Source organism: Brevibacillus choshinensis (assembly GCF_001420695.1).
Classification (GTDB): domain Bacteria; phylum Bacillota; class Bacilli; order Brevibacillales; family Brevibacillaceae; genus Brevibacillus; species Brevibacillus choshinensis.
In genome coordinates, this window is the sequence record NZ_LJJB01000007.1 from 209,890 (window position 1) to 234,563 (window position 24,674).

The 24,674-nt window shown below is 51.0% G+C and carries 24 protein-coding genes and 1 pseudogene; 19 read left to right on the plus strand and 6 right to left on the minus strand.

Translation table 11 applies throughout. The features are described from left to right. From AN963_RS01010 to AN963_RS01020, 3 genes and pseudogenes are all read right to left on the minus strand, one after another. Positions 1–681: pseudogene (locus AN963_RS01010) on the minus strand (helix-turn-helix domain-containing protein); the annotation flags it as partial. A gap of 76 nt (positions 682–757) precedes the next feature. Further along, entirely contained in the window at positions 758–1,672 is a 915-nt protein-coding gene (locus AN963_RS01015) for an NAD(P)/FAD-dependent oxidoreductase (protein WP_055742708.1), read from the minus strand. Positions 1,673–1,727: 55 nt separating this feature from the next. Then, positions 1,728–2,201, minus strand: a complete 474-nt coding sequence (locus AN963_RS01020; RefSeq protein WP_055742709.1) for an RrF2 family transcriptional regulator — start codon at positions 2,199–2,201, stop codon at positions 1,728–1,730. A gap of 227 nt (positions 2,202–2,428) precedes the next feature. Between AN963_RS01020 and AN963_RS01025 the strand changes: the two genes are divergently transcribed. The 18 genes from AN963_RS01025 to AN963_RS01110 all read left to right on the plus strand — a co-directional run bounded on the left by AN963_RS01025 (position 2,429) and on the right by AN963_RS01110 (position 20,353). Then, complete coding sequence (locus AN963_RS01025; protein ID WP_055742710.1) at positions 2,429–2,806, plus strand: hypothetical protein; 378 nt, start codon at positions 2,429–2,431, stop codon at positions 2,804–2,806. A 76-nt stretch (positions 2,807–2,882) separates the two neighbouring features. Continuing rightward, positions 2,883–3,446 (plus strand): helix-turn-helix domain-containing protein, encoded by a 564-nt coding sequence (locus tag AN963_RS01030; RefSeq protein ID WP_055742711.1) that lies wholly within the window; start codon positions 2,883–2,885, stop codon positions 3,444–3,446. A 262-nt stretch (positions 3,447–3,708) separates the two neighbouring features. Further along, complete coding sequence (gene ahlS / locus AN963_RS01035) at positions 3,709–4,542, plus strand: AhlS family quorum-quenching N-acyl homoserine lactonase (RefSeq protein WP_152985592.1); 834 nt, start codon at positions 3,709–3,711, stop codon at positions 4,540–4,542. Positions 4,543–4,569: 27 nt separating this feature from the next. Next, a complete protein-coding gene (locus AN963_RS01040) occupies positions 4,570–5,658 on the plus strand; it encodes a zinc-binding dehydrogenase (protein WP_083496745.1) in 1,089 nt (362 codons plus the stop codon). Between the two features lie 28 nt (positions 5,659–5,686). After that, positions 5,687–7,129, plus strand: coding sequence for an aldehyde dehydrogenase family protein (locus AN963_RS01045; protein ID WP_055742712.1), 1,443 nt, complete (start codon positions 5,687–5,689; stop codon positions 7,127–7,129). A gap of 90 nt (positions 7,130–7,219) precedes the next feature. Next, entirely contained in the window at positions 7,220–8,398 is a 1,179-nt protein-coding gene (locus AN963_RS01050) for a CaiB/BaiF CoA transferase family protein (RefSeq protein ID WP_055742713.1), read from the plus strand. Further along, positions 8,399–9,313, plus strand: a complete 915-nt coding sequence (locus AN963_RS01055) for an HpcH/HpaI aldolase/citrate lyase family protein (protein WP_055742714.1) — start codon at positions 8,399–8,401, stop codon at positions 9,311–9,313. After that, entirely contained in the window at positions 9,300–10,514 is a 1,215-nt protein-coding gene (locus AN963_RS01060; RefSeq protein WP_236707849.1) for an MmgE/PrpD family protein, read from the plus strand. The genes AN963_RS01055 and AN963_RS01060 overlap by 14 nt, the downstream gene beginning before the upstream one ends. A 140-nt stretch (positions 10,515–10,654) precedes the next feature. Next, a complete protein-coding gene (locus AN963_RS01065) occupies positions 10,655–11,293 on the plus strand; it encodes a succinate dehydrogenase (RefSeq protein ID WP_236707850.1) in 639 nt (212 codons plus the stop codon). A gap of 27 nt (positions 11,294–11,320) precedes the next feature. Continuing rightward, a complete protein-coding gene (gene sdhA / locus AN963_RS01070) occupies positions 11,321–13,123 on the plus strand; it encodes a succinate dehydrogenase flavoprotein subunit (RefSeq protein ID WP_055742716.1) in 1,803 nt (600 codons plus the stop codon). Continuing rightward, positions 13,120–13,872: a succinate dehydrogenase iron-sulfur subunit gene (sdhB, locus tag AN963_RS01075; RefSeq protein ID WP_055742717.1), complete on the plus strand. Its 753-nt coding sequence runs from the start codon at positions 13,120–13,122 to the stop codon at positions 13,870–13,872. Before sdhA ends, sdhB begins: the two co-directional genes overlap by 4 nt. A gap of 5 nt (positions 13,873–13,877) precedes the next feature. Further along, a complete protein-coding gene (locus tag AN963_RS01080) occupies positions 13,878–14,720 on the plus strand; it encodes a fumarate hydratase (protein ID WP_055742718.1) in 843 nt (280 codons plus the stop codon). A gap of 9 nt (positions 14,721–14,729) precedes the next feature. After that, a complete protein-coding gene (locus AN963_RS01085; protein ID WP_055742719.1) occupies positions 14,730–15,272 on the plus strand; it encodes a Fe-S-containing hydro-lyase in 543 nt (180 codons plus the stop codon). Positions 15,273–15,365: 93 nt separating this feature from the next. Next, entirely contained in the window at positions 15,366–16,034 is a 669-nt protein-coding gene (locus tag AN963_RS01090) for a GntR family transcriptional regulator (RefSeq protein WP_055742720.1), read from the plus strand. Positions 16,035–16,377: 343 nt separating this feature from the next. Next, complete coding sequence (locus AN963_RS01095; protein WP_055742721.1) at positions 16,378–17,658, plus strand: hydroxymethylglutaryl-CoA reductase, degradative; 1,281 nt, start codon at positions 16,378–16,380, stop codon at positions 17,656–17,658. Beyond that, positions 17,648–18,094: a hypothetical protein gene (locus AN963_RS01100; protein ID WP_055742722.1), complete on the plus strand. Its 447-nt coding sequence runs from the start codon at positions 17,648–17,650 to the stop codon at positions 18,092–18,094. Before AN963_RS01095 ends, AN963_RS01100 begins: the two co-directional genes overlap by 11 nt. Further along, a complete protein-coding gene (locus AN963_RS01105) occupies positions 18,091–19,446 on the plus strand; it encodes a tripartite tricarboxylate transporter permease (RefSeq protein WP_055742723.1) in 1,356 nt (451 codons plus the stop codon). Before AN963_RS01100 ends, AN963_RS01105 begins: the two co-directional genes overlap by 4 nt. 7 nt (positions 19,447–19,453) lie before the next feature. Continuing rightward, a complete protein-coding gene (locus tag AN963_RS01110; protein ID WP_055742724.1) occupies positions 19,454–20,353 on the plus strand; it encodes a hydroxymethylglutaryl-CoA lyase in 900 nt (299 codons plus the stop codon). Positions 20,354–20,451: 98 nt separating this feature from the next. On the opposite strand, the gene AN963_RS01115 is transcribed toward AN963_RS01110, so the two are convergent. The 3 genes from AN963_RS01115 to AN963_RS01125 all read right to left on the minus strand — a co-directional run bounded on the left by AN963_RS01115 (position 20,452) and on the right by AN963_RS01125 (position 22,804). Then, the gene (locus tag AN963_RS01115) at positions 20,452–21,138 is read right to left on the minus strand and encodes a hypothetical protein (protein WP_055742725.1); all 687 of its coding nucleotides are present in this window, start codon (positions 21,136–21,138) and stop codon (positions 20,452–20,454) included. A gap of 416 nt (positions 21,139–21,554) precedes the next feature. Further along, on the minus strand, positions 21,555–21,971 hold the full coding sequence (locus AN963_RS01120) for a VOC family protein (RefSeq protein ID WP_055742726.1): 417 nt from the start codon (positions 21,969–21,971) through the stop codon (positions 21,555–21,557). An 86-nt stretch (positions 21,972–22,057) separates the two neighbouring features. Continuing rightward, on the minus strand, positions 22,058–22,804 hold the full coding sequence (locus tag AN963_RS01125; RefSeq protein ID WP_055742727.1) for a class I SAM-dependent methyltransferase: 747 nt from the start codon (positions 22,802–22,804) through the stop codon (positions 22,058–22,060). Positions 22,805–22,945: 141 nt separating this feature from the next. On the opposite strand from AN963_RS01125, the gene AN963_RS01130 reads away from it, so the two are divergent. Beyond that, positions 22,946–24,673, plus strand: a complete 1,728-nt coding sequence (locus AN963_RS01130) for an ABC transporter ATP-binding protein (protein WP_055742728.1) — start codon at positions 22,946–22,948, stop codon at positions 24,671–24,673. The last annotated feature ends 1 nt before the right edge of the window (position 24,674 follow it).

Sequence of the window (24,674 nt, forward strand, 5' to 3'; positions counted from 1 at the left end):
GGTATCCATAGCGGCCTTTATGTTCATGGAAAATAGCCTGAATCAACGTCTTCATTTCAGCATGTTTGTCTGGGCGACTTATCGTACGAACGAAGTAATAATAGGAACTCCGTGGTATTCCCGCCAATTGGAGTAGCGCTTTAATGGGGAATTCAGTCCTTAGTTCAAACACTACTTGCGCTTTGTCTTGGTTTGTAATTTTTCCTTGCTTTGAACTAAGGCATTCAACTTTTTTAAATAAGCATTCTCCATACGTAAACGCTCTACTTCTTGCTGTAATGCCTCGACTGATCCTTCAACAGGTGTTACATTCTTGTTTCCCTTTTTCATCGTTGGACGCCCCTTTTTCTTTGGAATAAGGGCGTCTATTCCGCATGAATGAAATTGAATCCTCCATTTTCGGATTAAAGCGGGAGAGGGAATTTGAAAAATGGCGGCAGTTGCATTCGGAGACGTCCCGTGGGTATTCATATAATTGAGTACGTCCAGTTTAAACGGAGCTGTGTAGCTTGTATAGGACTTTCTAAACGCTTCCGCGCCATTTTGCTCGTATTGCATCACCCAAACTCCAATCATAGCTTTGGTTGCACCAATAGACGCAGCAATGGAAGCATGAGTTTCTTTGCCGTCTCTCCAACGAAAAACCGCGGATAATTTATCTTCTGGAGAAAATTTGGCCATATAAAATGCACCTCCAATTGTTAGGTGTGTCTAACAATTGGGGTGCATTTCACTCAGCCAGAGGCTGCTTTTTTAACTAGCCCTTACTGTTCCATGACTCGGCAATCAGTTCACTATTGATGCCTACAGCAGCCAATGACCCCAAAGAAGCGGCTGTTATCACCTGATATCGTTCTGTTGCTGCATCCCCGGCACTATAGACACCCGGTACGTTGGTTTTCCCAAATTCATCAACAATGACAGTTCCTGTTTTCGTGAGCTGGCAGCCCAAGCTTTGTGGCAAGTCTGATCCGGTGATGAGCTTTGGCGCAAAGATAATTCCTGTGCAGGGAATGATCGTGCCATCTGTAAGGAGGACATGCTGCACCATACCTTCCGTGGATACGATACGCTCGATTGGTGAGTGAAAAACAGGAACGCTATGCAGCTTGAGCTCCTCGCGCTGTTCTCCGGTCAGCTCATCAGGACCATCGCTGCAGATCGTAAAGCGATTTGTCCATCCCGATATAGTTTTGGCCAAGTGTAGAGCGCGCGCACCTTTGACAATCAAGACGAGTGGCTGATCACGTAATTCCCAACCGTCGCAATACGGGCACACAAAAGCGCTCTTCCCGTACACATCGGACAACCCGTTTATTTCGAGCGGGAGATCCTTCATGCCTACTGCAAAGAGCAGTTTTTTGCTCCGATAGGTCATTCCCTGTGCAGTCGTAATGTGAAAATCTCCGTCCGTTCCCGTAATCGTTACCACTTGATCCTCCACAAATTGGACGGAGGGGTATGCGTGAATCTGTTCCATCGCAATGCGGCGAAATTCGCTTGGTGAAATGCCATCTCGGGTAAGGAAGCCGTGAGACTCACGTGTTACCCGATTGCGTGGACGCCCTTCGTCTATCACCATCACGCTTTTCCTCGCTCTTCCCAGTACAAGTGCTGCATTCAAACCTGCGGGGCCGCCGCCAATAACGCCTACATCAATCAGCTGATTCATTTTTACATAACCACCTTTCTGGATCTTTAATATCCATAATGAAAGCGCAAGAAGATCACGCCTTCTTGTTTCCAGCGTGATTCCTTCCTAGAGGGTGAGCGTCCAATACCCCCTGGATCGTATGCTGCTCTAAGTATTGATGCATCTGCATTTCCGCACCGATCATCACCTTTTTTACCAAGCATTCCTGGCTGTCTAGATCGTAGACGGCATCAGGATCGGCAGCCGGAAGACGATTTGCGTTCACATGGAAGCATTCGTACAAGTGTTGCCGGCCTTCGACCACCTGAATGACGTCGAGGAAGGTAATTTGATCGGCTGCTCGTGCCAGCTCATAGCCTCCACTTGCTCCGGTCACAGCCCGGACGATCCCGTCCTGTCGCAGTTTTGACATGATTTTGGACAAGTAGCTATCCGAAACGCCGAGTGCCTTGGATAAGTCTTTGATTCCTACGTACTGACCGGGCTCGGTTTGAGCTAAGTGGACTAAGGCATGTAGTGCATAACCAGTGCTTTTGGAATATTGCATGAGGAAAGCCGCCCTTCGACATCAACTTTTCGTCATTATAGATCTTTAATGTCCATAATAAAGAGTGTGCTTCCATTTATCAAGTTCCTTTTGCACTTTTCCATGGATATCCACCAATGCCCTATGGGAGAAAGCAAGCATTTGGAAGACATCGACAATATGCTATGGATAACGAATAAACGATAGTCTTTCCCGCCCTAAATCGTAACGAGGGGGAATATGCACAGGTGGTGAACGCGCAAAAAGCTCAATTGAACAAGAAGCTGAAACGATTGAAGAAACGAGTCAAAAACAAGATCAAGGGTCGGGAAAAGAAGCTAAAAAAACGTCTCAAGAAACGGCTGAAAAAACGGGAACGGCAGTTAAAAAAGAATATTAACAAGCGCATTGCGAAATTTCTGCGAAGCCAGGAAAATATGGGCTGCGCCAATGCGTTGTATGAGATGTTCGGAGGGCGAATGGTAGCGATTCAAACTGTCACAGGTACGACGATCACAGGGACGATTATGGAGCCGCTTTCTCCCGGACTGGTCCAAATCCTTACGGCGGATGGGGTCATAACAGTGCCTTGCAGCAGCATCAGCTCGATCTCAATCATTAGCTAGATTGAACGATATTCAACTTTGTTGATCGGCTGTTCATTAATCGCTATAATCATAGAATGAACAAGTGAAGAAGGGGATGTTTGTCATCGATTTATCCAAAATAGGGAAACGCATCCGCAAGGCTCGGCTGAGCCAAGGGTTCACTCAGCAGGAGTTGGCGGACAGCTGCGGATTTACCAAGAGCCTCCTATCGAAAATTGAAAACGGACAAACAGCCTCTGCTGTGGCAACCTTGTCAAAAATAGCCGATCATTTAAAAACGCCGCTAGCATGGTTTCTTGAAGAGGATCGTGACGAGTATCTCGTTTTATCCCCTCACCGCCAGCGCACCTCCAAGCTTGGTAGCAAGGAAATGGGCTACTTGTACGAAACACTCGCAAACCGTTCCCGATTTAGCAAGATCGAGCCTGTTTTGGTGACGGTCCCCGTGGACATGCCAGCGACAGAGCCGTTTACGCACCCCGAGGAAGAATTTATCTACATTGTGAGCGGGACGATCATTTTGTTCTACGATGGGGAAAAGCACGTTCTCGAGGAAGGGGACACTGCCTACTTTTCGGGGAGCAAACCACATATCTTTCTGCCTTATGGAAATGTGGAAGCGAAAGTACTGAGTGTCTTCATTCAACCATCCACGTGAGCAGAGGCGAATAGAAAAGTACAGCAGACGAGCTGTGCTTTTTTGGTCGTCCGGCAAGTAAAATGGAATAAGCTTGACAATTCTGTCTATTCAAAATACGATGGAATCAAGTGATAATTGGATCCAATATACAGGATTCAATCTATGCGAACCTATGGATCTTTTATCGCGTTCAAAGAGGTTGGTGGAGGTGGTTATTCAGGAGAGCAAGGCATGATCTTGTAAGTAGAAATGGAAATCACTTTCGAGGAGCTGAACGGTCTTGTCAAAATCAAAATTGTTTGTTCTTGACACTGGCAGAATGCAAATGGACAAAGGCTTTATGGTAGCCATGCACAATCCGGCATCTGTGCTCAATCCTAATCCTCCCGCAGAGTTTGTTGAATTTCCAGTCTATGCTGTCTTGATTGACCACCCGGATGGAAAGATCCTCTTTGATACAGGCTGCAACCCGGAAGGAATGGGCGAAAAAGGACGTTGGCCAAAGGGTGTACAGCAGTTGTTCCCGCTGGCGATGTCCGAGGAATGCTATCTGATTAACCGTTTGGCGCAATTGCGTGTGCGCCCCGAGGATATCAAATACGTCGTCGCCTCCCATCTGCATCTCGACCATGCGGGTTGCCTGGAGATGTTTACGAATGCCACGATCATCGTTCATGAAAACGAACTATCCAATACCATGAAAACGTATGCAATCAACAAAGATATGGGCGCTTATGTATGGGCGGATATCGATGCTTGGGTAAAAAACGGCTTGAATTGGAAGACAATTCGACCCAAGGATGAGGAAGTCCAGCTCGTAGATGGCGTCAAAATTCTCAACTTCGGCGCAGGTCACGCGTGGGGCATGCTGGGCTTACACGTGGAGCTACCGGGATCGGGAGGAATCATTCTAGCATCTGATGCGGTGTACTCCGCAGAAAACTATGGGCCACCTATTAAAATACCGGGAATCATCTACGACTCCGTCGGTTTTACAAGTACCGTCGAGCGCATCAAAGCGTACGCCGAGAGAACGAACTCACAGGTCTGGTTTGGTCATGATAACGATCAGTTTGCAAAGTTCATCAAGTCGACGGAAGGATTCTACGAGTAACTCCATTCGAGATCGGAGGGCTGGAATATGAAGGGGAAAGTAGCAGTCATGAGTGAGCCGGGCAAGCTGTCGTTTGCCGAATACGGTTTGCCTGAACCAGGACCGGGGGCAATCTTGGTCAAAGTGGTCAGAACGAATGTATGCGGTTCTGAACTACATATTTGGCAAGGACACCACCCTACGAAAAAGTCTGGTGTGATGGGTCATGAGATGGTCGGTGAAATCGCAGCACTCGGTGAAGGTGTGGAAACGGACTATGCCGGCAATCCCGTACAAGTAGGGGATCGCGTCGCTGCAGCGTATTTCATTACGTGCCGCAAGTGTGCGCCATGCCAGCAAGGTCAAATGCACTTGTGTGAAAACGCTTACCGACACTGGGTCAAAGATCCGGAGGAAGCACCACACTTCCATGGAACCTTTGGCACTCACTACTATTTGCCGCCGGACCAATATTTCTACAAGGTCCCAGACAATGTACCGGATGCCGCAGCAGCAAGTGCCAACTGCGCGTTGTCACAGGTGTATTTTGGGATCGACAAGACCGGAGTACGCTACGGCGATACGGTCGTGATCCAAGGGGCAGGCGGACTGGGGCTAAATGCGAGCGCAGTGGCAAAAGAGTATGGTGCGACAGTCATTTGCATTGACAGTGTTACCAGCCGTTTGGAAAAAGCGAGACAGTTCGGTGCCGATCACGTGATCCACATGAATGAATACGACACGGTGGAAAAACGGGTAAAAGCGGTGCAAGAGCTGACTGGTGGGAAAGGCGCCGACGTCTGCATGGAGCTGACAGGAGTACCGGCTGCGCTGAATGAAGGAATCAATCTACTCCGATACGGAGGGAAATACATCAGCATCGGCAACATTTCTCCGGGCCAAATGACGTCCTTTGACCCAGGGCTGATGACGCGCAAAGCACTGACGATCTATGCCTACATGCGCTATGACCCATGGTATCTCAATAAGGCATTGAAATTTATTTCTCAAAATATCGAGAAGTATCCATTTGACGAGCTACTGGATGCAGAATTTGATCTCGAGGATGTCAATATCGCCCTCGACAAGTCGGCAGCAAGGGAAATCACCCGTGCGACGATTGTTGCCAACAGATAACAGATAGAAGAATCCAGGGAGGGAACAGATGAATTCCTTGCAGATGTACATTGGTGGAGGCTGGACAGATAGCTCGTCCGGTGAAGTGATTACGACGATCAATCCGGCGACCAAAGAGGCATTGGCTACGTTTCCACGGGGAAATCAGGAGGATGTGGATCGGGCAGTCAAAGCAGCACGAGCTACCTTTGAATCGATCGAATGGCGAGAAATCCTGCCAGCCGAGAGAGGAAGGATGCTGCTGCGTCTGTGCCAGCTCATTCGCGAGCAAAAAGACGAGCTGGCCCATTTGGAGACGTTGGATACAGGCAAGCCGCTGGCACAAGCACTGGCGGATGTAGAGGTGGCAGCGCGCTACTGCGAGTACTATGCAGGTGCAGCTGATAAAATTTTGGGAGAAACCATTCCCGTTCGTACGGACATTTTGAACTACACGATCCGAGAGCCACTCGGTGTCACAGCTCATATCGTGCCGTGGAACTATCCGATCCAGATCGCGGTTCGCAGTCTGGCTCCGGCGGTCGCTGCAGGCAATACCGTGGTCATGAAGCCTGCGGAGGACACGCCGTTGACAGCATTACGCATCGCAGATTTGTGCGAAAAGGCAGGCTTTCCTGCTGGCGTAGTCAATATCGTTACAGGTTACGGTGCCGAGGCAGGCGCAGCACTGGCGGCCCATTCCGATATTGATCACATTAACTTCACAGGCTCGGTCGTGACCGGAATGACGATCATGAAAACAGCGGCACAGCAGATCAAGCCCGTAACGCTGGAGCTGGGTGGGAAGTCTCCGAATATCGTATTTGCTGATGCTGATCTGGATGATGCTGCTCACTGGGTCGTGCGCTCCATTACGCAAAATGCGGGACAGACATGCTCAGCGGGGTCCAGGCTACTTGTAGAGGAATCCGTTCGCGAGGAGTTCGTCTCCAAGGTCGTCGCTCTCATGTCGGGTCTGCGGATCGGCTCCGGTCTGGAGAATGTCGAAGTCGGCCCGATTATCTCGGAAAAGCAGCTCCAGCGAATTGAGTCTTACATGCAGGTAGCTCAGGAAGATGGGGCAACCATCCGCACGGGTGGCCGTAGACATACAGAGGCTGGAGAAGGTTTCTTTTTCGAGCCGACGGTCATCGATGCGGTCACACCGGAAGGCAGATTGGCGCAGGAAGAAATTTTCGGACCCGTTCTGGTTGTCCTGCCGTTCCGTACGAAAGAAGAAGCGCTCGCTATTGCCAATGGCACGGAATACGGATTGGTCACGGGCGTTTGGACGTCGGATATTCACAAGGCACATTGGCTCGCCAACCGCGTCAAATCCGGCCAAGTGTTTATCAACAACTACGGAGCAGGCGGAGGTGTCGAGATGACATTTGGCGGCTATCGCAAAAGCGGTTTCGGCCGTGAAAAAGGTCTCGAAGCACTGAAGTACTACACGCAGGTAAAAAATGTGGCTATCAAAGTAAATGGATAAACGAGTCTACCCCTCGTTGGAAGACGGGGGGTTTGATCTTCGTGATATTGGATCCAAAATACAAAATCCTGACAGATAGAGGGGATAAGGATGCGCCCATTGGATGGGATCACGGTAGTCGCACTGGAGCAGGCTGTAGCCGCACCGTTTGCGACCCGCCAATTAGCGGAGCTGGGAGCGAGAGTGATCAAAATTGAAAGGCCAGATGTAGGGGACTTTGCTCGCCACTACGACAAGACGGTCAATGGGATGTCGAGTCATTTTGTGTGGTGCAATCATTCCAAAGAGTCGCTCACCTTGAATGTCAAACAACCAGAGGCAAAGGAAATTCTCGACCAACTATTGTCACGTGCTGACGTGTTTATTCAAAATTTCGGGCCGGGCGCCATAGATCGTCTTGGCTTTGGGATTGACGTTTTAAAGGAGAAGTACCCGCAATTGATCATTTGCAGCATCTCCGGCTATGGAGAAAACGGACCTTATCGGGAAAAGAAAGCGTACGATTTGCTCGTTCAATGTGAGGCTGGCCTCGTCTCTGTGACAGGATCGGAGGAGGTTCCTTCCAAGGTAGGGATTTCTGTAGCCGATATTGCCGCCGGTATGTATGCTTACTCCGGCATTTTGACCGCATTGATCGCGCGTGGTAAGACTGGCAAAGGAAGCGTGCTGGAAATCTCCATGCTCGAAGCGTTGGGGGAATGGATGGGATTTCCACTTTATTATACGAATTACAGCGGTACAGAGCCGAAGCGAAATGGAGCTAGTCACGCGACGATCTACCCGTATGGACCTTTCCGTACTAGGAATGACAAGACCGTATTTCTCGCGATCCAAAACGAGCGAGAATGGGAGATGTTTTGTCAGCACGTAATCCTGCAACCAGAACTTTGCGAGGATGTACGGTTCGCGACCAATTCAAATCGGCTGCAAAACAGCGATGTGCTGCAAGGCATAATTGATGTGGTGTTTCAGCAATTGACGGCTGAGGAGGTCATCGAGCGTCTGGAGCAGGCCAAGATCGCCAATGCACGACTCAATACGGTGCAAGACTTTTGGGATCATCCGCAGCTCAAGGCGCGTAATCGCTGGCGGCAGGTGGAAACCCCGGTAGGACCTGTACAAAGTCTGCTGCCCCCGGTAACGATGGAAGGCGTGGAACCACACATGGGACCGATTCCGGAGCTAGGTCAGCACAACCAGAAAATCCTTATGGAGTGCGGGTATGACGAGGGTACGATCCGCAAGTGGCAAGAAGCGGGTGTTGTGTAGATGAAGCAGATGCACACATGGATCTTCGTACCTGGCTCGGATCCGAAAAAGCTGGAAAAGGTCGAGCAATTGCTTTCCGATGCCGTCATTTTCGACCTCGAGGATGCGGTACCTGCACAGGAAAAAGCACTTGCGAGAAGGCTGGTGAAAGAGGAGCTTCAGCATGTGCCGCGGCAAGGAACGCCAGCTCGGTACGTGCGGGTCAATGCGGTGGACACTCCCTTTTTCGAGCAGGATGTGAAAGGAATCGATGGGGTGGGACTCAGGGGAGTCGTCCTGCCCAAAGCCGAGGATGTGCAATCAGTAGCGAGACTGGATGCGTTGCTCGATCAGTTGCCGGGCACCGAAAACGGTGTGGATGGCGGGCAAGATCGACGGGTAGAGATCGTCCCGCTGATCGAGTCGGCTCGAGGCTTGTTTCACGCGTATGAGATTGCCAGAGCGAGCAAAAGAATCAAGCGGCTGATGTTCGGTTCCATTGATTTTGCCCTCGATATTCAGGCAGAGCTGACCCCAGAGGGACAAGAACTGCTCTACGCGCGGTCACAGCTGGTCGTCGTATCCAGGGCAGCAGGCATCGGTGCGCCGATCGATGCTGTGTTTCCGAATTTTCGTGACAAGGATGGACTGATCCGCGAGACGCAGCGTGCCAAACAGCTCGGCTTTCAAGGCAAATTACTCATTCATCCATGTCAGATCGGACCCGTACGAGAAGTGTTCATCCCGAGCCGTGAAGAAATCGTCGAAGCCGAGTTGATCGTAGCCTCCTATCAAGAAGCGCTGGCAGCGGGAATCGGCAGCATCCAGGTGCGTGGCAGGATGGTCGATGCTCCAGTCTATGAACGGGCAAAGCGTGTCGTGGAAGAGGTCTCCCATCTTATCAATACCAAGGAGAAGAGCGATGAGCGTAAGTAAAGAGTTCGCCCAATACGTAACAACGTTGAGATATGCGGATATGCCGGCAGAAGTGGTGGCTTTTGCTAAAATTTGCATTCTTGATTGGCTGGGATCAGCTCTGGCCGGTTCCAGCCAATCACCGGTGCAGATGATAGCGCAAGTGGCAGCCGAGCTGGGGGGAGCAGAGCAAGCTACCCTGATGACCGGAGGCAGATCATCCGTGACACATGCAGCGCTGGTCAATGGTGCCTCCAGTCATATCGTCGAGCTGGATGATATCCACAAGGCTTCGATCATTCATGCAGGAACAGTCGTAATCCCTGCAGCATTGGCGATCGCGGAATGGAAGCAAAAGAGCGGCGAGGAGCTGATCGAAGCCGTCGTGGCAGGCTATGAAGTCTGTTATCGGATTGGGGAGGCTGTCTCTCCGTCTCATTACTATTATTGGCACAACACGGCCACCTGCGGAACGTTCGGTGCGGCCGTGGCTGCAAGCAAGCTGCTTGGACAAAACGAAGAGCAGATCGTGCATACGCTGGGGAGCGCAGGGACACAGGCAGCCGGACTGTGGGAGTTTATCGAGGATGGTGCCATGTCCAAACAGCTCCATCCTGGAAAAGCGGCGATGAACGGCATTGTCGCTGCGCTGCTAGCGGAAAAGGGTTTTACCGGAGCGAGTAAAATCTTAGAGGGAGATCGAGGATTTGTCCGTGCGATGTCGCAGGAAGGAAATGCCGAAGAGATGTCGCGAGGCTTGGGCAGTGTGTACAAGATCTTGGAAAACTCATTTAAAATTCACGCCTCTTGCAGGCATACGCACCACGCGATCGATTTAATGGTAGCTATGATTGCTCAGCATGGGATTTCATGGCGGGAGGTTGAAAAAGTCCGCGTCCACACGTATCAGGTAGCGCTGACGATCACAGACAATCCTGACCCGTCGACTGTGTATGCAGCCAAGTTTAGTCTGCAGTATTGTGTCGCCCTCGCGCTGGTCAAAGGCAGTGCCGGACTGACTGATTTTTCTGAGGAGGCTCTCCATGACCCGGCGATTCGGGAGGTAATGCGCCGAGTGGAGGTGTCAGTCGATCCCGCCATCCATGCGTGTTATCCGGGAAAATGGGAGGCAACAGTCGAGCTCGTGCTCGCTGATGGGTCGACTCTACAGCAGCATGCGGAATATCCAAAGGGAGATCCAGAAAATCCGGTGACGTATTAAGAGATCGTACAGAAATTTCGGGCATTGACCTTGGACCAACCACAGGAGACGATCCATCATTATTTGCGGATGATCGAAAATCTGGAGCAAGTCCCGGATGTGACGATGTTCTTTGCTCAGATGAAAGGGAGATGAAGAGCGTGGGCACGAGCAAGGCGGTTTCAGCCCCTCTGGTACAAAATCATTTTCTGCTTTCCAGGCTGCACTCTCTGGCAGGAATCGTACCGCTGGGCGCTTTTTTGATCGAACATTTTTATTCGAACGCCATCGCTCTGTTGGGTGCTTCCGCGTACGACAAGCAGGTGGCAGCGTTGCAAGGCATCCCGTTGGTGTGGGTGCTCGAGATCGTTTTTATTCTCATTCCCTTGCTCTATCACGCGGGCTATGGTATCTATCTGGCTTTTTTGTCGACACCCAATACGCGCTCCTATGGATACTCGAGCAACTGGCGATTTCTTCTACAGCGGGTAAGTGGTATCGTGACGCTCCTGTTTGTGGTCTATCACGTCTGGAGCTTTCGATTGAAGAGCGCTTTTTTCGGCATGGATGTCCATTTCGATGCAGTGTCCTCTCATCTGTTGAATCCGTGGATCTTTACTTTTTACGTGTTGGGGATCCTCTCCACGACTTTTCATTTTACCAACGGCTTGTGGTCAGGGTTGATCACTTGGGGGATCACGGCAGGTCCACGTGCCCAGCAATGGTCTGGACGAATCATGCTACTCCTGTTTTTCTTGCTCAGCTTGGTCGGATTGGCGAGCCTCATTGCGTTTATCTAGCGTTACGAGAAAAGGGATGTGAGAGAGATGAAGCAGGAAGACGTCATTGTCATTGGCGGAGGGCTGGCTGGTTTGATGGCTGCTATCCAGATCGCAGAAAAGGGAGGGCGGGTAAAGCTGTTTTCGCTCGTTCCGGTTCGCAGGTCCCACTCCGTCTGTGCCCAAGGTGGAATCAATGGAGCCGTCAATACAAAAGGAGAGGGCGACTCCACATGGGAGCATTTTGACGATACGATCTACGGCGGTGATTTTTTAGCCGATCAGCCACCGGTCAAAGCGATGTGCGAGGCTGCGCCCGAGATCATTTATTTGTTCGACCGGATGGGCGTGCAGTTCAATCGGACGTTAGAAGGACAGATCGACTTTCGCAGGCTCGGTGGCGCCAAATATTCGCGGACAGCTTTTGCCGGAGCGACGACTGGGCAACAGCTGCTGTACGCCTTGGATGAACAGGTCAGAAGGTACGAAACAGAAGGCTTAATCGAAAAGTTCGAGTACTGGGAGTTTTTATCTCTGCTATTGGATGAAGAGCCGCGCTGCCGGGGGATTGTGGCCCAAGATCTGAAGTCGATGGAGATTCGCTCGTTTCGAGCGGATGCAGTCATTTTGGCTGCGGGTGGGATCGGCTACATTTTCCGTAAAAGCACCAACTCGGTGATCAATACAGGAAGCGCCCACAGCATCGCCTATCAGCAAGGTGTGCATTACGCCAACCCTGAGTTCATCCAAATTCATCCGACGGCGATTCCGGGAGATGACAAGCTGCGGCTGATGTCAGAATCTGCGCGAGGTGAAGGCGGGCGTCTGTGGGTGTACCGGGACGGCAAGCCGTGGTATTTCCTAGAGGAAAAGTACCCTGCTTACGGGAATCTTGTGCCACGCGATATCGCCACCCGAGAAATCTTTCACGTCTGCGTCGATCTGAAGCTGGGGATCAACGGCGAAAACATGGTTTATCTCGACATTTCCCACCTTCCGACGAAGCAGCTGGACGAAAAGCTCGGAGGCATTCTGGATATCTACGAAAAATTTGTGGGCGATGACCCACGCAAAGTTCCCATGCATATCTTTCCCGCGATGCATTATTCCATGGGCGGGCTCGCGGTCGATTACAACCAGATGACCAACATCAAAGGCGTGTTTGCTTGCGGAGAGTGCGATCATCAGTACCATGGCGCGAACCGTTTGGGGGCGAACTCGCTCGTCTCAGCCGTGTATGGCGGGATGGTGGCGGGCCCTGCCGCCCTGCGATACATTTCTGGCCTCGCCAACTCTGCGGATGACCTGTCCTCGAGCTTTTATGAGACGGAGCAAAAGAGGCAGGAAGCAGCATATGCCGAGCTCATTCGGATGGAAGGTCCGGAGAATCCATACCAGCTGCATCTGGAGATGAGCGACTGGATGGTCGAGCATGTGACTGTCGTCCGTTACAATGATCGACTGGACAAAACGGATGAAAAGCTGCAGGAGCTCTTGGAGAGATGGAAGCGGATCGGTGTCGATGATACGTCCCATTACAGCAACAAGTCGGTGGCGTTTACGCGCCAGCTGCAAAACATGCTGCAATTGGCGCGAGTCATCACGCTGGGCGCTCGGAACCGGAATGAGAGTCGAGGGGCCCATTACAAGCCAGAATTTCCTGATCGGGATGACGAGCAGTGGTTGAAGACGACGCTTGCAACTCATACAGCAGAGGGACCGATCTTTCACTACAAGGACGTGGACCTTTCCCACATTCAGCCGCGAGCGAGAAGGTATGATGTCGTGAAGGAGAGAGAGGCGACTGGCTCTACCCCGAGCGGTCAGGAGCAGGAAGGGGTCGCCAAATGACTCAGACACAGCGAATTCGAATCAAGGTAAAGCGACAGGATGCTTCGGGTCAGACGCCCTATTGGGAGGAATTCGACGTACCCTACCGCAAAAATATGAATGTCATCTCGGCCCTGATGGAAATCCAGCGAAATCCAGTCCGCGTCGACGGTGTGCGAGTACGCTCCGTGCTGTGGGAGTACAATTGTCTGGAAGAGGTGTGCGGGGCGTGCAGCATGCGGATCAATGGCAAGGTGCGTCAAGCTTGTTCTGCTCTGATTGACCGGTTGGAACAGCCGATTGTGCTGGAGCCGATGAGCACGTTTCCCGTCGAGAAGGATTTGATCGTCAATCGTCAAATTATGTTCGAAGGCTTGCAAAAAATCAAAGGGTGGATCGCCATCGACGGTACCTATCCACTAGGAGCAGGACCGCGGATTGCACCGGATGAACAGCAGGAGGCTTACAAATACGCGACGTGCATGACGTGCGGCTGCTGTCTGGAGGCGTGTCCGAATGTGAATGACCATTCCCCCTATTTGGGTCCGCAGGCGATGGCCCAAGCAAAGTATTTTAATAGCCATCCGATCGGCAAAATGATGGCAAAGGAGCGCCTCGAAACGGTCGTGAGTAACGAGGGGATCGCGGGCTGCGGCAATTCGCAAAACTGTGTGCAAGTATGTCCAAAGGAAATTCCGTTGACGACCGCGCTCGCCGAGTTGAATCGAGATGCGAACCGCTACATGCTGCGAAAGCTATTGAAAGGGTGACGCCGATGCGGGAAGTAACCTATGAGCAGATTGTCGACGCCGTGAAATCGCTCTGCATCGAGGCAAATGTGGAGCTAGGTCCTGATGTTGTGGCCGCCATGCGGGAGGCCAAGGAGAAAGAGAAGTCTGCCGTTGCCGACGAGGTATTGTCGCAGCTGCTGCAAAATGCTGAGATCGCCGCGTCAGAGCGGGTACCGATGTGCCAGGATACAGGGATGGCAGTCTTTCTCGTCGAGCTGGGACAGGATTGCCATATCGTTGGAGGAAGCCTGTACGACGCTGTAAACGAAGGGATTCGTAGAGGCTATGGCGACGGATACTTGCGTGCCTCTATCGTCCATGATCCCATCCTGCGTAAAAATACAGGAGACAATACGCCGGGCATCGTGCATGTCGAGCTGGTAGTAGGGAATGCCTGCACCATTCATATGACGGCCAAAGGCTTTGGCAGTGAAAATATGAGTTGTTTGCAAATGATGAAGCCGTCAGATGGGATCGAGGCTGTCAAAGCCTTTGTCGTTGAAACCGTGCGCCTGGCGGGTCCCAACGCTTGTCCGCCTGTTGTGGTTGGCGTTGGCCTAGGAGGAAACTTTGAGATGTCGGCCTATTTGGCTAAGCGAGCCTTGTTTCGCCCGATTGGAGAACGAAATAGTCGGGAGGATGCGGCAGAGCTGGAGCTGGCTCTCCTGGAGCAGATCAACCAGATCGGACTAGGCCCACAAGGAATGGGAGGGCGCACGACAGCACTAGACGTTCATGTAGAGCTGTACGCGACGCATATCGCGGGTCTTCCAGTAGCCGTCAACATCAATTGCCATGCCAGTCGCCATAAGCATGTCACATTGTAGGAGGAGCCGATGTCAGCCAAGCAACTCACATTGCCGCTCGATCAGGAACAAATCAATGGGCTACGTGCCGGGGATAGGGTGGAGCTAACCGGGTGGATGTATACGGCGCGCGATGCGGCGCACAAGCGGATGGCAGAATCACTGCAAGTGGGTGAGGAGCTGCCTGTCGAGCTCGTGGGACAGACGATTTACTATGTCGGTCCGACGCCCGCCAAGCCCGGGCAGGTCATCGGATCGGCAGGGCCGACTACCAGTAGCCGCATGGATCCGTATACACCAGCCCTGTTAGCGCTCGGATTAAAGGGAATGATCGGCAAAGGAAGTCGGAGTGAGACGGTCAAACAAGCCATCGTTCAATCGCAGGCCGTCTACTTTGCAGCGATCGGTGGGGCGGGTGCTCTAATCGCCAAAACCATCCGTGCCGCTGAAATGGTCGCCTATCATGACCTCGGTACAGAAGCCATCTACCGTTTGGAAGTGGAACGCTTTCCTGTGATCGTCATCAATGACATCGCAGGCGGGGATCTGTATCAGCAATCGCAATCGCTTTGAGTCTGAATCACTAGACAAAGGAAGCCAGATACCCTATCCTAATCCTAGCATCTGGATGACGAGTGAGAGAGAAAGCGAAAGGGCGAGCCATGGATGAGCAGAAAATTTGAATTGCGGTTGGAAAGTCACGAGCTGGACACGCTGCATATCAAGGTGTGTCGCGTGTTGCGGGAAGCGATTTTGCGAGGGCACTTCCAGCCGGGAGAACGCCTCGTTCAGGAAGAGCTGGCCAGTTCGTTAGGTGTAAGCAGAATGCCAGTGCGAGAGGCGCTCCGCAAGCTGGAAACAGAAGGTCTGGTCATCATCGAACCGCACCGGGGAGCCATTGTCAAATCATTGTCCGTGGAGGATATTCAGGAAATATATGGCCTTCGCTCCCAGTTTGAAAAGATGGCGGTCGAAATGAGCGTGGAGCACATGGAGCAGGACGACATCGATCAGCTGGAAGAACTGGTGGTCGCGATGGAGCAATCCAAGGATGCCACTGAATTCATCGAGTGCAATATTGAATTTCACCGATTATTAATCAGTCGCTGTCCATGGAAACGACTGGTGAACTTTATCGAGACCTTGTGGAACGGTTTTCCTCAGCAAACGCCACAGATGCTCCGCGACCAGACTGAAAAATCAAACAAAGAGCATCGAGAGATCTTACAGGCAATCAAAAAAGGAAATGCCGCCGAAGCAGGCAAATTGGTTCACGGGCACATCAAGCGCACGGGTGACAACTTGGTCAAGAGCTTGCAAGAATCGCTGGAATAGCAAAAAGGCATCGTACCACCGGGCTTTTGTCGGGTCAGGTACGATGCCTTTTTTTCTGCCACCCATTCAGACGAGTTTTTCTAGATCGTATTATTTTGATTGTGAACATCTATCGAACAATTTCGAATGCTCCCCATTTACAGACGGGAAAAGATGTAGTAGTATATGGTCATTCAACAAAGTTGAATAAAAGGAAACACAATTACAATGTGAGCGCTAAGTCAGTCGCGAGCCTTTTTGATGTAAGCGTTTTTACGAAAGAATGAAAGCGTTTCAATCAGAAAGGGTCAGAAACATGGGGCGCAGTACCCCTATCATTCAACATAGAGTAGGAGAATGCGAGATGACTACCAGTCGAGTATCCGGATTTTACAAACTATCACCTGAGGAAAGACTAGAGAAGGTTGCACAGGAGTGTCAACTGACTGCAGAAGAAAAACAAATCTTGTCGGGAGCGACCGCATTTCCATTGCGTACCGCCAATTCGATGATTGAAAATGTGGTGGGCGTGATGTCCATTCCACTCGGGATCGCAACCAACTTTAAAATCAATGGGGTAGATCGCTTCATTCCGATGGCAACCGAGGAAGCGTCTGTCGTGGCAGCAGCGAGTAATGCGGCACGCACAGCCTACGATCTGGGAGGCTTTCATACTTCCTTGAGCGGCTCCATCATGAGAGGGCAAATTCAAGTCGTCGATTTGACTGACCCGTATGGCGCGATGGCTCGCATCTACGAAAACAAAAAAGAGATTCTGGATCGCTGTAATGCAAAAGACCCGACACTCGTTTCGCTCGGTGGCGGTGCGATTGACGTCGAGGTACATGTGATCGAGCGGGCAAAACAGCCGATGGTTGTCCTGCATCTCCTCGTGGATACACGTGATGCGATGGGGGCCAATGCGGTCAACACGATGGCAGAGGCAGTAGCTCCTTACATCGAGGAAATTACTTCGGGCCGCGTCGTTCTGCGCATTATCTCCAACCTGGCTGATCGCCGTTTGGTACGCGCACGCGCCGAATTCTCTACAGAAGAACTGGGTGGCAAAGAGGTCGTCGACAACATTATCCGCGCTTACGAATTTGCAGAGTGCGATCCGTACCGCGCGACTACACACAATAAAGGAATCATGAACGGTATTTCCGCGGTCGTATTGGCTTCGGGAAATGATACGCGAGCAGTAGAAGCAGGGGCACACGCTTATGCATCTGTATCTGGCCGTTATCGTTCACTCACTCGCTGGGAGCTGGGCCGCACAGGAAACCTGGTAGGAACAATTGAAGTACCGATGGCCGTAGGGATTGTCGGAGGCGCGACCAAATCGCATCCAACCGCTCGTCTGGGCCTAAAAGTAATGGGAATTCAGAACGCGGAAGAGCTCGCTGGAGCGATCGCAGCAGTGGGCTTGGCACAAAACCTGGCTGCCATGCGTGCATTGGCTGCCGAAGGAATTCAAAAAGGACATATGGCACTGCATGCTCGCAACCTCGCGATGATGGCAGGTGCTCATGATGACCAGATCGATCAGATCGTCAAGCAAGCCATTCAGGAGAAGGACGTACGCTACGACCGCATTCTGGAGCTGACCAAACAATTGCAGGAGGGGGTTGCCAATGGAAACTGAAATGGTAAGGAAAGAACAACAGGCGACGACATCGAAAAAAGAGTACATTGAAATTTTAGGAGATACGGTCGTACCGGTCCGAATTCTTTCGGCCATCGTGATCAGTATTTGCCTGAGTATTGGTGGCTACTTCTTGGGGAAAAGCTTTTTCCCCAAGATCGCTGAGGCCAAAATGGTAGGCTCCTACTCTTTGCTGCTAGGAATCGCAGGTAGCGTACTGGGACTCATCATCTGTGCGAACCTGTTTAAACCAAGCCGGATATTGACGGAAGAAGAAACCTCCTCCGAAGGCTTGGAAGAAATCCTACTCAGCATGCAGGTAGATCCGAAAGCAGAGTATGAATTGATTAAAGACGACCCTGTGACGAAAAAAGAGATGGAAGAACTGGGGATTTTAGAGACATTCAAGCGTAGCGGGGGGCGAACACAACAATGAGCGTACTCATGATATCCATTTTGCTTGCATTGGCAGGTGCTATTATCTTTTCCTTGATCGGATTAGTTTCGGGTACTGATGAAACCGCTATCATGGTACCCTTTACCCTGCTCGTCATCTTGCTCGGAGCACCGCCAGAAGCAGTCTTTTCCTTTTTCATGGCGGCAGTATTGTCCAAGCATCTCACGCATGCGATCCCGACCGCACTCATGGGTATTCCTGGTGATACCACGGCGGTGCCTTTGATTGACCATGCGTCTGCCCTGCGCAGATTGGGTGTACCCCATGTCGCGTTGCGCAAAATGCTGTCCGGCGGTTTGATCGGTGCTTTCATCGCCCTGCCAACAGCAGTTTTGTTCGGGCAGTTTCTGGGACAGTTCGCTGACTTCTTCAAAGCCTCATCTGGGCTGATCTTCACCTTGGCTGCTATCCTGATCGCTTATTTCTCAAAAGGAAAATGGGTAAGCGTCCTGATGATTATCCCATTTGCCTTCTTCATTAAAAGCATTGATACGTTCAGCTTTAGTGTAGTAGAAAAGCATTTGAGCACTAGCTTCTTTCTGGGCATCGCGATCGGACCTATGCTCTCGGACATTTTGTTTTCTCTGTCCCCGACTGCACGTAAAGGCATGGTTCGGCAGACTGCAAAGGAATATCACCTTGCACCGGAAACGAAGTCATGGAAGGGTTTCTTCCCGAATCCGTTCCGCGTCCTGACAGGCAGACAAACCGCTTATACGGCGGCAACTTCCTTTGTTTCCTCTCTGACCTTTGCCTTTAGTCCAGTGGGCATGACATCGCTGATGGGGGAGATCGTGGGTTCGCGCAACAAAGGCGTGTACAAAAAGTCTACTTCGAGTCTGGCGTCCATGAACGGTGTTACCGAGTCCACCTACATTGCGGAAGCGATCATCCCACTCCTGGCGTTTGGTATTCCGCTCAGCCCAGTGGCGTTGGGACCAGCTTCTCCTTTGTTTAACGCACCGCCTGTGTTTACGAGCGATCCAGTAAACAATCTGCATAATATGATGACACCATGGGAGTTCTTCCTGTACGGCTTGATCGGTTTGGTGATCGCAGCGCTGATTGCGTATCCATTTGCTATGAACTATGCGCGTAAAGCGACCGTGTTTGTCATGAAAAACATCAGCCAGGAAGCGATCGTCGGTATGTTCATCGGTCTCGCTTGCTTGCTCGCCTTCCATGAGGCACAGCTTGTAGGGGTCATACTTACACTGACAATGGCAGCAGTAGGAGGACTGATGAACCGCGTTCTGGGGGTTAGCTCCGGCGTACAGTTCATGATCTTCTACGGCTCCACCTACATGATGTCAAAACTGCTGGGAGTTTGATGCCCGTATGAAAATCGATCCGAAAAAGATCACCATCAAAGAAGTGGGACCTCGGGACGGTTTGCAGAACGAATCGGTTTTTGTCCCGACTCCTGACAAAATCGCGTGGATCAATCAGATGTCGCATACTGGACTGACTTATATGGAAGTGACTTCGTTTGTCCATCCCAAGTGGATACCTGCTTTGGCAGACGCTGTTGAAGTAGTGAGTGGCATCGAGCGAGTACCCGGTGTCACGTATGCGGCCCTCGTGCCAAATGCAAAAGGACTGGAGCGGGCGCTATCAGCCCAGGTGGACGAAGTATCGGTCTTTATGTCAGCCAGTGAGACACACAATTTGAAAAATATCAACAAGACCCGAGAAGAGACGTACCCGATTTTGGCGGAAACCACTCAGGCGGCGCTAGCGGCAGGCAAGACCGTTCGTGGTTACGTTTCTACTGTGTTTGGTTGTCCGTACGAAGGTGCCGTCTCGGTAGATGATGTCATCCGCGTGACGGAAGCGTTACTTGCGATGGGGGTAAGCGAGGTGTCTCTCGGTGATACAATCGGAGTCGCTCAGCCTCGTCAAGTGCAGGAAGTGCTGGAGGTATTGCTCCAGCGTTTCCCGACTGACAAATTGGCGATGCATTTTCACGATACTCGCGGCATGGCGATGGCGAATGTGCTCGTTTCCCTGGAGATGGGGATGACCACCTTTGACAGCTCGTTGGGCGGTTTGGGCGGTTGCCCTTATGCTCCGGGTGCATCAGGAAACATCGCGACGGATGACCTGCTGTACATGCTGAATGGATTGGGCATGCAGACTGGGATTGATGCGGAAAAGCTGCAAGCAGCTGCCTTGTTCATTCAGGAGAAAATGGGACGTCCCTTAATGAGCCACAACATGCAGGCTTGCCAAGCATAAAAAGACAAAGCACAGCGGTCGTACGGAACATGGTGATCATGTCCGAAACAGTCGCTGTGCTGTTTTTGTATGACGGGTAAAAGGATTCGCTTGCCGAGCTATCCATGAGACGTCAAGTCTTGCCTGCCGCTCCATTTATTAGCATAGGCATCGTTGCCATAGCCAAATGAACCGTTAAAAACGGGTCTGTCATGTTCGTCAAACGTAAAGCGCATGATAAACTTCCCTTCGGTTGGTTTGTCGCCTAGAGGTTGGTTATCCTTCCAGGTGCCATAGAGGTAGTCTGGCGCAACGAGTGTACCCGTCAATGTACCTGTGGGAGCCCAGTTATACGTACCGTCCATCACATACGCACCAGTCGCGGGGTCAAATCTTTTCGTGAGTGTGATGGCACCCCATTTGGTTATCCATCTCCCGGCAGGATCCGGCAACATTAATCCAGCTGCTTTAAACTTATGGAACCAATACCGCATCGTGCTTACGATCTGTTCTGCTTCTGCTCTTGGCACACCATACGTATGGATTAAGCACTCCTCGATTTTATGCCATTGATAAGGAAATTCATAAGCGCATGTTGCGGCAGCATCCTTATATTTCATGTAGAGTTGACCATAGTAATTTGCCATCCAACCTACAAGTCCCACCAAACCAACGATGGCTTCTCCAACCGGTAGCATAGCCACTTTCCTATATGCATAGGGATTCGGCCAAAAAGCCCCGCCATCTTGAAAATGATAGGGGTGTACAGGTGGCGGATAATACATAGGGAATTCCTGTTGTCTCAACGGATCGTAACCTCCCTGCATTACGTTATATTCAGTCGATGTATGCTATGCCTAATTGGGCGTAGATGAGCTTGCTTATGGGGCTAGGCTTTTGCCCGTTTATTTCGCCCCAACACAGACGTCAACCGTTGCACACCCTCCTGAATTTCTTCCTCCGACACATTGCCATACCCGATGATCACTTTGTCATCATGATTTCCTTTGTTGATCGTATGATCTAAAAAATGTAGAGTAACCATATGAAAACAATATGGACAGCTGCAGAATTAGCTTTTTATGTTATGACAAACAAGAAAGAGCGTACCAGGCCACTCATAAAAGAAACAGCACAGCGGTCGTACGGAACATGGTGATCATGTCCGAAACAGTCGCTGTGCTTTTTTTGTTCGTACGAGGGAAAGGATCTGCCCTGCGCCTTACTGTTGGATCGTGCTCGGATCCATGTACACGAATTCCCACAGATGGCCATCTGGATCCTGGAAGCTCCAGCTGTACATGAAGCCATGGTCGACAGGATCATTGTATGGCTTGGCGCCAGCTTCCAGTGCACGATTGACCAGCTCGTTTACTTCTTCACGGCTTTCTGCGGACAGGGCGAGAATGACCTCTGTGTTTTTGCTTGTATCTGTAATTTCTTTCTTGGTGTTTTGGATAAAGGACTGGAAGTAATCCTCAACGAGCAGCATGGCATAAATATTTTCACTGATGACCATGCAGGCTGCTTGCTCGTTAGAGAATTGAGGGTTGAACTCGTAGCCGACTTTGGAGAAAAACTCCTTTGTTTTGTTCAGATCCTTGACTGGGAGATTGACGAAAATATTGTTCGTTGCCAATTGGGATCACCTCTATTTTGATTTCCTGTTGGAACAGGTTTTCATCCTTCAAGAATAGTAAAACATAAATGGGCTGTGAAGGTTTCTTATCGATTGCGCTCTTGGGTGGGTGACTGTGATTTGTGCGCGTGGACGATCAGAAAATGGGGATGCGTCATGAGGTGGTCATAGCTTTTTCTTGAGTCAGGCAATTTTTCCAAAAACGCTGGAACAGCTTGTGGCTCTATGATCCGATCGAGCGTGAATGCAGCTGTCGTTTGATTGATGATGTCGTGAAGGGGTCTGCGGAAAATAGCGACCTCGACTTCTCCTGCTTCTTTTTTGATCCAGTTGTCTATGAGCCATTCGTGGGTAAAGTAATCGGGGCGTTGAAATAGGGTGAAGTCCATAAACGGATGATGGACGGAGAATAATAGCTGTCCCCCAGGACGCAAGACACGGTGAAACTCGTGAAGGGGTCTAGCCAAATTCTCGATATAGTGCAACGTCAGGGAGCTGATAATGAGATGAAAGGACTCATCAGCAAAGGGAAGCGGGTCGTTGAGATCGTGAGCCAAAAGGTTCGCCTTCTCGCCGACTCTTCTCCGGGTTGCTTCAATCATCTCTGGGCTAAGGTCGATCGCAGTAACCTGTGCCCCTCGATGAAATAACTGTTCCGTATACCATCCAGCGGCGCATCCAGCATCCAAAGCAGCAAGTCCGCTCATGTCTTCCGGCAGCTGCTTCAGCATGGCAGGCCGCTCATAGTAAGCATTATAACCACTTTCGGTATCTACATTCTTTTCGTAGTCTCTGGAAAGTTTCGAATATGCGTCCATGATCACATGTTTCATGGTAGTCACCTCCTTCCTTTACTGATTCGTAAATGGTGGGTGTTTTCCCTGTATTCTGGCCCTAGAAACTACTTTTCAAATCCCGATAGGTATGGTGTGATAGAGAAAGATTGGGAGCTGCCGTGAAGATGGAGTGATTGCATGCGTTTTTATACCAAATACATCAAAAAATACGGAGTCGTCTTTTGTATTTCCCTCTTTTTTCTGACCGTAGAAGCGCTATGCGATCTGTTGCAGCCGACCATTATGTCTCGGATCATCGATGTGGGGGTAGCGAAAAGGGATTTGAATTACGTGCTCTCGACAGGTGGCTTGATGCTCGGAGTGACAGCATTGGGCGCGATTGCAGCATCGATGCGCAACATTTTGTCTACATACGTATCGCAAAACTTCGGCGCTCAGCTGAGGTCGGATTTGTTTAAAAAAGTACAGTCGCTTTCATTCGAGAACATCGATCGCTTCGACCGGGCGTCTCTCGTGACAAGGCTTACCAATGACGTCAATCAGGTGCAGGTGTTTGTGAATGGCATGATGCGTATCTTCGTCAAGGCTCCGCTCATGTGTATCGGCGGGCTGTTTATGGCGACACAACTGAATGCCAAGCTGGCCATTGTATTGGCAGTGGTCGTGCCGATCGTGGGCTTGTTTATCTTCTTAAATATGAAGATCGGCTTTCCGTTTTTCATGAAGGTGCAGCAAGCATTGGATAAGGTCAACGGAGTCATGCGGGAGTATTTGTCCGGAGTGCGAGTCGTCAAGGCGTTTAACCGTTTTGACTTTGAGGTCGGCAAGTTCGGCGAGGCAAACGAAGAGCTCCAGAAGAAATCCGTCTCTGCTACACGTGTCATGTCCATTTTCAGCCCAGCTATCATGCTGACGGTTAATATGGGGATCGTGGCGGTTCTGTGGCTGGGGGGAATGGCTGCTGAGCGAGGAGATATGCAGGTCGGTCACATTATTGCCTTTACGAACTACATGACGCAAATTCTGTTTTCGCTCATGATGATTTCGATGGTGTTCAACATGTTTGTACGGGCAAAGGCTTCTGCGGGACGAATCGGGGAAGTGTTCGCAGAGGAGAACCGCATGACATGGGAGGAACTGTCGGTCCAAACAGATGGCGTGAAAGGGCGCATCGACTTCGAACGGGTGTCCTTTTCCTACGAAGGAGAGCAAGGGGAGCCTGTCCTCAAAAACATCACCTTTACTTGCCTACCCGGAGAAACGTTGGGGATCATCGGCTCGACGGGATCGGGAAAAAGTAGTCTGGTCGGACTCATCCCTCGGTTCTATGACGTGACCGAGGGAACGATACGTGTAAATGGGGTAGATGTACGGAAAATCGATCCGAAATGGTTGCGGGAGAAAATGTCCATCGTGCCGCAAAAGACGACGCTGTTTACAGGAACCGTCATGGAGAACATCCGCTGGGGAAAAGAAGACGCGACCTGCGAAGAAGTGGAGCAGGCGGCGAAGATGGCGCAGGCACACGACTTTTTGGTACGTACTCCTGATGGGTACGAGGCGCGGGTAGGCCAGGGTGGTATCAATTTTTCGGGTGGCCAAAAGCAGCGGCTCTCGATCGCTCGTGCCTTGGTGCGACAACCGGAAATCCTCATCCTCGATGACAGCACGAGTGCCGTAGACGTGGCGACAGAGGCCAAGATCAAGGAAGCGCTGCGGGAGTACGCCCAAGGTCTGACGTGTATTCTGATCGCTCAACGAATCACATCTGTGATGGATGCAGACAAGATTGTCGTGCTGGACCACGGAGAGCTGGTAGGCATCGGGACGCATGAAAGCTTGCGGGAGACGTGTCGCGTCTATCAGGAAATCTTCCAATCCCAGCTCGGCAGGGAGGTGCAGTAGG